Origin of the sequence: Lactobacillus sp. OTU4228 (genome assembly GCF_001006945.1) — a bacterium.
GTDB classification, from domain to species: Bacteria; Bacillota; Bacilli; order Lactobacillales; family Lactobacillaceae; genus Lactobacillus; species Lactobacillus amylovorus.
Genome location: NZ_CDLD01000038.1, coordinates 136,899 through 147,957, shown reverse-complemented (window position 1 = coordinate 147,957; position 11,059 = coordinate 136,899). Strand labels below are relative to the sequence as shown.

9 protein-coding genes and 2 pseudogenes are annotated in these 11,059 nt (G+C 38.6%); 9 read left to right on the top strand and 2 right to left on the bottom strand.

Annotation, left to right across the window (positions count from 1 at the left end; all coding sequences use genetic code 11):
* The first annotated feature begins 384 nt into the window (after positions 1–384).
* From BN1206_RS08355 to BN1206_RS08320, 8 genes and pseudogenes are all read left to right on the top strand, one after another.
* A complete protein-coding gene (locus BN1206_RS08355; protein ID WP_052543249.1) occupies positions 385–2,694 on the top strand; it encodes a glycoside hydrolase family 31 protein in 2,310 nt (769 codons plus the stop codon).
* Between the two features lie 446 nt (positions 2,695–3,140).
* A complete protein-coding gene (locus BN1206_RS08350; RefSeq protein WP_014566195.1) occupies positions 3,141–3,350 on the top strand; it encodes a helix-turn-helix domain-containing protein in 210 nt (69 codons plus the stop codon).
* A 132-nt stretch (positions 3,351–3,482) separates the two neighbouring features.
* Positions 3,483–3,676, top strand: a pseudogene (locus BN1206_RS10195) (hypothetical protein).
* Positions 3,677–3,708: 32 nt separating this feature from the next.
* Positions 3,709–4,131 carry a hypothetical protein gene (locus BN1206_RS08340; protein WP_052543247.1) on the top strand — a complete coding sequence of 141 codons (423 nt, stop codon included), beginning with the start codon at positions 3,709–3,711 and terminating at the stop codon, positions 4,129–4,131.
* Between the two features lie 421 nt (positions 4,132–4,552).
* A pseudogene (locus BN1206_RS08335) lies at positions 4,553–5,610 on the top strand (Fic family protein).
* 170 nt (positions 5,611–5,780) lie between these two features.
* The gene (locus tag BN1206_RS08330; protein WP_014566192.1) at positions 5,781–6,536 is read left to right on the top strand and encodes a DeoR/GlpR family DNA-binding transcription regulator; all 756 of its coding nucleotides are present in this window, start codon (positions 5,781–5,783) and stop codon (positions 6,534–6,536) included.
* Position 6,537: 1 nt separating this feature from the next.
* Complete coding sequence (gene pfkB / locus BN1206_RS08325; RefSeq protein ID WP_013438658.1) at positions 6,538–7,452, top strand: 1-phosphofructokinase; 915 nt, start codon at positions 6,538–6,540, stop codon at positions 7,450–7,452.
* Between the two features lie 23 nt (positions 7,453–7,475).
* Complete coding sequence (locus BN1206_RS08320; protein ID WP_052543246.1) at positions 7,476–9,479, top strand: PTS fructose transporter subunit IIABC; 2,004 nt, start codon at positions 7,476–7,478, stop codon at positions 9,477–9,479.
* 215 nt (positions 9,480–9,694) lie between these two features.
* On the opposite strand, the gene BN1206_RS08315 is transcribed toward BN1206_RS08320, so the two are convergent.
* Together BN1206_RS08315 and BN1206_RS08310 are read right to left on the bottom strand one after the other, a co-directional pair.
* On the bottom strand, positions 9,695–10,108 hold the full coding sequence (locus BN1206_RS08315) for a DUF3021 domain-containing protein (protein WP_052543245.1): 414 nt from the start codon (positions 10,106–10,108) through the stop codon (positions 9,695–9,697).
* Complete coding sequence (locus tag BN1206_RS08310; protein ID WP_052543244.1) at positions 10,105–10,548, bottom strand: LytTR family DNA-binding domain-containing protein; 444 nt, start codon at positions 10,546–10,548, stop codon at positions 10,105–10,107. Before BN1206_RS08310 ends, BN1206_RS08315 begins: the two co-directional genes overlap by 4 nt.
* A 141-nt stretch (positions 10,549–10,689) precedes the next feature.
* On the opposite strand from BN1206_RS08310, the gene BN1206_RS08305 reads away from it, so the two are divergent.
* Complete coding sequence (locus tag BN1206_RS08305) at positions 10,690–10,968, top strand: ArsR/SmtB family transcription factor (RefSeq protein WP_013438654.1); 279 nt, start codon at positions 10,690–10,692, stop codon at positions 10,966–10,968.
* Positions 10,969–11,059 lie beyond the last annotated feature (91 nt).

Below are 11,059 nucleotides of genomic sequence, written 5' to 3'. Positions count from 1 at the left end.
CAGAATCCTAAAATAAAAAAAGCAGCCTAGAAAGGCTGCAGTCCGTTAGCAACTCGCGGACTTAAAAGGCTTTGGTAATTAGACGACCTCTATCGGCAATAGTCAAAAGACTATTGCTGGTAAGTCAAGTCCGTATCTAAGCAAGTTGGTGTTCTGGTTAGCGCAAGCTAACGAGCCACTAAGCCCTAGACTTCAGTCTAGGGTAGTTGACAAAGTATTTTGCCAAAAATAATAATATTCCGACAAAAATGTCAGACATATTCAATTAGACTTATCAGCTAGCAAATTTGCTAGCTTTTTTCGTTGCTTGAAAGACAGTTGTATAAACTTATTGTGTTAAAATTGAAAGCGAATACATAGCTTTGATTTAAATAGAGGTAAATTATGGTTAACAAACTTATCAATTTTATTCAAGACGGGCAAAAACTTACTGTAAATTATGACAACAAGCCGTTGATTTTGACGGTGATCACGCCAGAAATCGTGCGTGTCTTTCAAGATCGCGGCAACGCCAGCAACTCTTATGCTATTGATGGCGATAAATCAATCAAGACTGACTTTAAAGTTAAGGAAAAAGATGGCCACGTCGAATTATCAACGGCTAAACTTACCGTTAAGATCTACGATGACGAGAAGATCGATGTCTACGATGAAAAGGGCAATCCATTAATTCTCGATTATCGTAAGAAGCGTACGCCAATCGATCGTCAAATGGACGAGGAACATCTGAAATTGGCGGAATCCGAAGGCCATGACGTTAAGAATTTGCTTGGTGCACACGACAAGGATTACTACGAAATTGTTAAGTCACTTGCAGACGATGAACAATTCTACGGCTTGGGCGACAAGACGGGCTTTATTAACAAGCGTCACTATGCTTATGACAACTGGAACACCGATAATCCAGACCCACAAGTCGAAAGCTTTACGCGTTTGTACAAGTCAATTCCGATCTTGCTTGGTCTGAAAAATAAGCACCCATACGGAATTTTCTTTGACAATACTTACCGCAACCACATCGATTTAGGTAAGGAAAGCAATGACTATTACTACTACTCTGCAGTTGACGGCAACATCGACTACTACATCATTGGTGGTGATTCACTCAAGGAAGTTATTACCAACTACACTTATTTGACGGGCCGTGTGCCAATGCCTCAAAAGTGGACTTTAGGCTACCAACAATCACGTTGGGGCTATAGTGTCAGCCAAAAGCAAGTTGAGAAGATTGCGGAAAACTTGCGTAAGTATGACTTGCCATGCGACGTTTTGCACCTGGATATCGACTACATGAATGGCTACCGCGTCTTCACTTGGAGAAAAGATACTTATGAAAAGCCGGCTGATTTTGTTAAAAAGATGCGCAAGCTTGGCTTCAGAATTATCACAATTATCGATCCCGGCGTGAAGAAAGATGATCATGATTACAAGATCTACCAAGAAGGAATTGAAAAGGGCTACTTTGTAAAGGCTCCAGATGGCACTGTCTATGTAAACCAAGTTTGGCCTGGCGATTCTGTCTTCCCAGACTTTGGCCGTAAAGAAGTACGTAAGTGGTGGGCTAGAAACTGCAAGTACCTAGTCGACCTCGGCGTTTCAGGTATCTGGGATGACATGAACGAACCTGCATCTTTCAAGGGTGAAATTCCAGACAATATCGTCTTCCATAACGAGGAAGAAGCTTCAACTCATAAGAAGATGCATAACGTTTATGGCCACAACATGGCTAAGGCAACTTATGAAGGTTTGAAGAAATATTCGGGCAAGCGTCCATTTGTCATTACGCGTGCAGCATATGCAGGAACACAAAAGTTTTCCACAGTTTGGACTGGTGACAACCAAAGTTTATGGACACATGTCCAAATGATGATTCCGCAATTATGTAACTTGGGGATGAGTGGCTTTAGCTTTGCCGGAACTGACATCGGTGGTTTTGGCGCAGATACAACTCCAGAATTGCTTACCCGTTGGATTGAAGGTGCATTATTTAGCCCATTGTACAGAAACCATGCGGCTCTAGGTACCCGCTCACAAGAGCCATGGGTATTTGGCGAACCAACTTTGTCAATTTACCGTAAATACTTGAAGCTTCGTTACCGCTTCATTCCATATCTTTACGATGAATTCTATCGTGAAACTAAGACAGGTTTGCCAATCATGCGTCCACTTGTCTTGAATTATGAAAATGATACACAGGTGTATAACTTGAATGATGAATATATGGTGGGCGAGGACATTTTGGCAGCCCCAGTTGTTCAAGAAGGTCAAACTAAGCGCGCCGTATATTTGCCAAAAGGAAAATGGATTGACTTCTGGAACGGCGTTGAACATGCTGGAAAGACCACGATTTTGGTTGATGCACCAATTGATAAGTTGCCACTGTTTATCAAGAAGAACACTATCTTGCCATGGGGTAAGGAAGTTAGTCACATCTCTGATGAACCAGACGAAAGCATGACCTTTAGATTATTTGGTAAAAGGGGTAAGTACGTTCACTATCAAGATAACGGAACTGACTTCAAGTACCAAAAGGGCGAATACAACTTGTACGAAGTTAAGGTAAATAAGGACGGTAGTGTGAAAGTTAAGCTTGAAAAGCACGGCTTTGGTCCTGTATATCGCAGAATTACGGTTCAATTGCCTAACAAGAAGGTTGTATTTAAGTACAAGAACGGCAAATACGTTATAAAATAGTTGAGATAAGATGAGAAGACCGTGCAGGGATGCACGGTCTTTTTTACTGTATTACGATATATCAGTTGATAGCTATGTTGGAGTATTAATAGTTATGTTACTCTTAATGATTATGATGAGCATTACGGCTTTTTTGATCTGTCGATATGCTAGATTAATTGTTAAGAATATCAAACAAGAAGTTTACTTTGCTATTAGTAATTCGAATTTACTCAAGAAATTACTAATTTCAGTTGCTGGATATACCATTTTTTAATAGTAGATTTTATTATGCTTATGACACATCGCGCTTGGTTCATTAAATACTCGAATAATGTACTTTACCCAAGTAGTGTGACAACTGGATTACTTTTCCTAGCAGTACTATACGTAGTCTACTTGGTATTCAAATACGGAATGAAAGTTCAAGAGGATGCAGATTCGATTATTTAGAAAGGTTGGTATGGATGATTGAGGTAACTCTAAATTTTATGCTCTTGAAGCGAAAGATGTCTTCAAAAGAGCTGGCAGAGAAAGTTGGCATAACGCCGGCTAACCTGTCAATTCTAAAGACAAGGAAGGCGCACGGCGTTCGTTTTGACACATTGAGCAAGATCTGTGAAGTCTTGGATTGCCAGCCAGGGGATTTATTAGTTTATAAAAAAGATGAAGAATAAAATGCCAAATCGGTCCGATAAATGACAGAATTGGACAGTTTTGCCTTTTAAATAAATGATAGGGATATGATTGATTTAGAAAGATGAAAGATTATTTCCAGGGAAATAATCACTAAATTGGAGGAAAGGTCAATGCTGTACTTAATTTATATTGTACTTGGCTTATTGATCGTTTTAGCCGTTAATTGTGCCGTTACAGCATTCTTTGCTGTGCATGATTGGCTAGAGAATAGGGATAGAGATCAATTAAGCTTGGGGATGCATTCAAGAAATACTTCGCCAAGAACAACAATATTCCGACTAAGTTTTCGGATTTGTTTAATTAGAAATGAAAAACAAATTCCTTGAGGTAACCAAAATGAATAACGAAAAATTTGCCCGTGAAAACAAAAGAATTATTAAGGGCATGGGACTAGGCGTGTTAGTTGGACCGCTTATTTTACTGGCTTTAATGTATCTTAACCATTCAGGTTCACTTGAGATTTATCAGATTATTATTTCCATTGCAGTTGGAATTCCGATGGGTCTGATATTAGGTGCTGTAGTTTCTGCTAGTTTAGCCGTTAATAAGACAGTAGATACAAAGATTCCATGGCAAAAGAAAGTATTGAAGTTAGCTCCTCAAGTTGTTGGCACAGGTTTATTATTTGCCGTGACTGGGGCTGCGATTTCCTTATTATCTAATTGGGGTTCAGTTGATGTGGTAAAAGCAATTTTTTCAAATGAAACTCTAAATTGGTTTATTGAAGGAATATTTTGCGGATTAATCACCATTAGATAGGAAAGTCGAGGGATAGATCATGTTGGAAAAAGCTAAAAGACAATGTGCTGTGATTTTTTCTGTTATTACTATCTTGTTGATCTGGGTAAGTTACACGGGTATCAGATATTTTAAGATGAGAAAAGTAAAATGAACAATATAATTATGATAATCGCCATAGTAATTGCGCTAACTTGGTTATCTACTATTCCCCAGGTAATGCGACACAAAACATCAGATGGTTATCAACTAGGATTTACCAGGAAATCTACTAAGGTATATTCTCATTTTTCGTAAGCATATTGGCGTCAATTGTTGCTGAATATTTTGGATCTATGCAGTATTTTTATTTAAAGGTTAAAAAAGCATCGAATCAATTTCAAAGTTGATTCGATGTTTTTCATTAAGAATCGTAGTCGTTTTCTTAGTCAAAATACTTAAAATGATAAAGAATGAAGGTGAATTTTTGAATAATTTCCAACCGAGTCATACCTTGATTAATAAATTAACTACTATTTATCAGCTATATGGTGAAACTAGTAACTTTGAAAAATATTATCGTAAAGAATTAGAAAAACTAGCCAATGTAGCTAAAATTAAAAGTACAGATGCTTCTAACCGAATTGAAGGTATTTATACCTCAGATTCACGGTTGAATAAGATTATATCTGACAAGGTAGAGCCACGTGATCGTGATGAACGTAAAATTGCAGGTTACCGCGATGTGCTAAGTTTAATTCACGAAAATTATCGTTACATGTCAATTACTAAGAATACTATCTTAAGCATGCACAATATGTTGTTCAAGTATGCCGGCGATTCCTGGGGCGGGCATTTTAAAGATATCAATAATAAAATTATTGCTAAATATGCAGACGGACATGAAGAGGTTAGATTTAATCCACCAGGTGCTTTTTTAGTGCCAGAATTAATTGACGGACTTTGCAAACAATATAATGAAGCCTTTGAGCGTGAAGAAATTTCACCATTAGTTTTATCGGCGGCATTCGTTTTTGATTTCGTTTCAATTCACCCATTCCGTGACGGAAACGGTAGAATGTCACGTTTACTTATGCTATTAACGATGTATCGCTAGTGGGTAAGTATATCAGTTTAGAAAGAATCATCGAAGATAGTAAAGAGAGCTATTATGATGTCTTAGATGCAAGCTCTGTTGGTTGGAATGAAAATCAAAATGACTATGCACCGTTTGTTAATTATTATTTGGGTGTAGTAGTAAAAGCATATCGTGATTTAATTGAAAGAATTGGCTTGGTTCATAATCACAAAGAGCTGAAAGCAGATAAATTGATTCTAAAGACTTTACAACAACAACTTCGTCCGCTTTCTCGTGCTGAACTTGTGGAATTGATTCCACAGTATAGTCAGACAACGATTCAACGTAATTTAAAGCAATTAAGAGATGAAAAAAAGATCCAATCAGTTGGAAAAGGGAAAAATACTAAATACGTTCTTAGTCAAAACACCCAAAATGACTAAGAATAATTCCAAATGACGAAGAAAAGATGTCGTTTCAATCAAAAAACAACATCTTTTTTGCATATAAATGGATTTTATTGAACGATAATAAATAAAATTGACGCTTTTTGAAGAAAAATGATTGATTTTGGAGGAGAAAGCGAATACAATATTTATCGAGGTGAGAAATAATGCTGACACAAGAACGCCAAAGCTTAATTGAAGATTACGTTAATCAGCACGAATTGTGCCGCGTTAGCGAGTTATGCGATTTAACTGATACATCTGAATCAACTATCCGTCGTGATCTGATTCAAATGGAGAAGAATGGCATCCTCAAGCGAGTTCATGGCGGTGCCCAATCAGTAAAGAATTTCTCGCGTGATGTTTCCCAGAACGTCCGCTTTAGTTTGAATCATGAAGTGAAGATTTCTATTGCTAAATACGCAGCAGAACACTTCGTTCACCAAGGTGATAACGTCTTTATCGATGCAGGAACAACAACCTATGAGATGGTTCCATTTCTAGCTGATATTCCTAACGTAAAGATCATCACCAACGGAGTTGAAACGGCGTTATGCAGTTTAAATCATGGAATCAAGACTTTCCTAATCGGCGGCGAGGTCAAAGACGACACGCATGCCGTGATTGGTCAAACTGCTTTGAGTCAAATTAAGGCGATGAATTTCTCAGCTAGTTTTGTCGGAGCTAACGGAATCGAAGCCAACGGCAATTTAACCACGCCAGATCCCGAAGAAGCCGCAGTCAAGACAGCCGAGATTAAGCAAGCTAGACATGCTTATGTTTTAGCCGATAACACTAAGATTGGCGAACGGAACTTTGCCGTATTCGCTAATACTAAAGACGTTGTTGTGGTAACAAATAAGCTTAAACCAAGTCAAAAAAAGGCATTACCTGCCGATATAAACCTAGAGGAGGCAAAATAAGATGATTTACACAGTAACTGTTAACCCAGCTCTTGACTATGTTCTTCAATTAGAAAAAGTCAACCGCGGGGAAGTTAACAGAACTAACAATGATTCATTTTTAGCAGGGGGTAAAGGAATTAACGTTTCTCAAATCCTTAACCAATTGAACGTTGACAACACTGCATGGGGCTTTGTTGGTGGCTTCACCGGTAAGGAATTGGTTCGTCAATTGAACCAAAAGAGAATCGAAAGTGACTTCGTTACTATTTCAGACAACACTCGTGTGAATGTTAAGATCCACGCAGAAAAGGAAACTGAAATTAACGCAGCTGGTCCAAACATTACTGACCAAGAAATCACTGCTTTCAAGGATCGTTTGAACGACTTGAAGAAGGGTGACATCGTAGTAATGAGTGGTTCACTTACTCCAAGTCTTCCAACTGATTTCTACCAATCACTTCTTCCAACTATTAAGGAAGCTGGTGCTGACTTCGTAGTTGATACTACTGGTCAAGCTCTTCTTGATACCTTGGAATACAAGCCATTAGTAATTAAACCAAACCACCACGAATTAGCTGACTTGTTCGGCGTAACTTTTGATTCAAGCGATGTAATGCTTGAATACGCACAAAAGTTGCTTGACAAGGGTGCTCAAAACGTAATGGTTTCAATGGCCGGCGAAGGTGGCTTTCTCTTGACTCAAGACCACGTATACCACGCCAAGGGTGCTGTTGGTACTGCTGTTAACTCAGTTGGTGCCGGCGACTCAATGATTGCTGGTTTCGTTGGTACTTACTACAAGACTGGCGATCCTAAGGAAGGCTTCAGAATTGGTATGGCTTGTGGTGCTGCTACTGCCTTTACTAAGGACATCGCAGTTAAGAGCCAAATCGATGCAGTATTGCCACAAATTAAGGTTGAACAAATTTCTTAATTTTTAAATGAGAGGAATGAAATATGAGAATTAAGGACATTTTAAGCCCTGAATCCATGATTATGGAGCTTAAGGCTACCAACAAAGAAGATGCCATTAAAGAAATGGCAGACCTTGAAGTTGCAACCGATATCGTTAATGACGAAGATGCATTTATCAAGTCCATCTGGGACCGTGAAAATGAATCAACTACTGGTATCGGCGGCGGAATTGCGATGCCACACGCACGTAACAAGTCAATCAACAAGGCTCGTGTATTATTTGCCAAGAGTAAGGAAGGTATTGACTACAACTCACTTGATGGTCAACCAGTTCACTTATTCTTCATGATCACTGCACCAGCTGGTGCTGATAACACTCACCTTCAAGCTTTAGCAAAACTTTCAGGTTTGTTAATTGATCCAGACTTAGTTGAAAAACTTAAGGCTACTAAGACTCCTGAAGAAGTTATCGATCTTTTCGAAAAGGCTGAAGCTAAGAAGGACGAAGAAGACAAGAAGGCAGCTGAAGCTAAGAAGGCTAAGGAAGCTGCTAAGGCAGAAGGTAAGAACGACGATGACGACAACAAGCCATTAATCGTTGGTGTTACTGCATGTATTAACGGTATTGCCCACACTTACATGGCTCAAGAAGCCTTGATTAAGGAAGGTAAGAAGCGCGGTATCGAAGTTAGAATTGAAACTAACGGTTCAGAAGGTGTTAAGGACAAGTTAACTCCTGATGAAATCAAGCGTGCTAAAGGTGTCATCATTGCTTCTGATAAGAAAGTTGACATGCCACGTTTTGACGGCAAGCCTTTAGTCAACCGTCCAGTTGTTGATGGTATCAACAAGCCAGGCGAATTGATCGATGACATTATGGATGGCAAGGCAGATGTTTACCACGCAAGTGCATCTGACAAGTCAGAAGAATCATCATCAAGCACTGAAAAGCCAGGCGTATGGGCAGGTATTTACAAGAACTTAATGAACGGTATTAGCCACATGCTTCCATTCGTTATCGGTGGTGGTATCTTAATGGCTATCTCCTTCATCGTAGAAAACTACGGTGGTGGTGCAAAGACTCCTGCATTTATCTTCTTGAACAACGCAGGTAACTTAGCCTTCGCCTTCATGGTTCCAGTTCTTTCAGCTTACATCGCTGAATCAATCGGTGACTTGCCAGCATTGATGCCAGGTTTCGTTGGTGGTTACATGGCTTCTATTGCTAACGGTCAATTCCAAGTTAACGTTCAAGCTCACGCAACTTCACCAGCTGGATTCTTAGGTGGTATTGCCGCTGGTTTCATCGCTGGTTACTTAATGGTTGGCTTGAAGAAGTTATTTGCTAACTTACCTCACTCAGTTGAAGGTATGAAGCCAATGTTGTTCTACCCAATTTTGGGATTGCTCTTCATTGCAGCAATTATGTTCTACATCATTAACCCAATCTTCAGTGGGATCAACTTTGCAATTACCCACTTCTTGAACAGCATGGGTACTGGTAACTTAGTACTTCTTACTACTATCTTGGCAGGTATGATGTCAATCGATATGGGTGGTCCTTTCAATAAGGCTGCATATGTCTTTGCATCAGGTGCGTTTGCTAACGACCCACACTCAACTACTGCTGCTATCTTAATGGCTGCCGTAATGGTTGGTGGTATGGTTCCTCCATTTGCTACTGCTATTGGTACTACATTCTTCAAGAACAAGTACACTCAAGAAGAACGTCGTGCAGGTGTATCTAACTGGGTATTAGGATTCTCATTCATTACTGAAGGTGCTATTCCATTTGCCGCAGCTGACCCAGGTCGTGTAATTCCATCATGTATCATCGGTTCAGCCGTTGGTGGTGCCTTAGTTGGTTTGTGGCACGTTGGTGTCCCAGCTCCTCACGGTGGTCTGTGGGTATCACCACTTGCTGGTAACATCGGTGGTCCAAGCCATATCTTGTTATACTTCTTAGCAACTATCATTGGTTCAATCGTAGCAGGTTTAATCATGAGTTTCTGGAAGAAGAACATTAAAGAAGATCCTAACGAATAATATTATTAGAAAAAATATATAAAATAAATAGTTAAATAATCTAAGTTATTATATATATTTTTTTAACAAAAGGTGTAAAAAACGTATTATAATAAAAGCATCTTGATGATCTCTACTTAAATCAGGATACTCTGTTATGTTTTGCGCTACCCGAGTGGGTAGCGTTTTTTGTTGTCAAATCTAAAAGGACACCCTCGTGCGAGAGCGTCCTTTCTTTATAATTTCTGATTAATACTAGATACTTGTGATTTAACTTTGTGGTAGATAATTGCCCAAATAATTAAATAACCAATTATATAAACGAATGTAAAAATGAGTAGAGGAATGAACTGCGCTTTTATCCAATTGTTAATTAGGTAAATGATTAGGTAGTCCAAGTAGATGACGATTGCATCAATTAATGTGGCGACGCCTAATGAAATTTTTTCTACGTTGAAAATAGCACTTATTCCCCCGGCAATAAAAGCTAGGATCAAACTTGAAATGATGTTGAGATTTACTTGCGATGTGGGAATGCTAATAATTATGCCTGAAAGCTGCAAGCCCAGATAAATTGAAACCAAAATTAATGGGCCAAAGCCAGCGGCGATCATACCACGGAGGGCGAAGTCTTTAACAAACTTTTTCATAGATCATCAAGCTCCTTTCTGATTTTGGCGAAGCATCTGCGTGAGACATAGTCGGTTAGACCATTTTTCATGATAATGTTTATGCCAGCCATTTGTGTTTCCGCAAAACGGCTAATTTGATAGCGATTGGCGATGCTTGACTTATTAATCCGCCAAAAATGTTTTGGTAATTCATTAACTAATTGATAAATTCTCTTTTTGATACGGTATTGCTTCTGATTATTGCAAATAGCGTAAGTTTTATCGTCGATAATCGTGATCAGGGCTATGTCGTCAAGCGATAAAGTAATTGCGTCCTTATCGTCGTAAACGAGTAATTGATTGGAATTGCCGTTGGTTAAGACGAAGTCTTTAAGTTCTTTGGTAAAGTCATTTTCTTGATGAACTTGTGCTTGGACAAATTCATCTTTTTTGGGATTGATTAGTAGTTTGAATTTCATCTTTATCGCTTCCTTTCACTAAGAAGTATACGGTAATTGACGATAGATTACTTGTTTTCCAAGGTTATCGGTTGAAAAGGGCAGATAATCGGTAAAATAAAGATTATAATAGATTAAGACTAACGATAGGTGGAAAAGAAATTGAACGATCAGATTATTCGAATTACTAGAGCGCTGAATCATCCAATTCGTATTCAAATTCTTTATTATTTGAATGACCACAAGGAAAGCAGCGTGAATAACTTAGTCAAACAATTCGACGTCAGCCAGCCGGCAATTTCACGGCATCTAAGAATTTTAGAAGAAGCAAGATTGGTAAAAAGCAAGCGTGTCAAGCAAGAGAAGTACTATCAATTGTTTGACAACCACATCATTAAGATTCTGGATGTTTTGAGACAACACGCTAATGGTGAGTTTTAGTTTGACAAGCATATAAAAATATGTTTATATAATGATGTAATTCTAGAAAAGGCATTTAAATTATTTCAGCAAATTTTTTAAAGACTTAAAT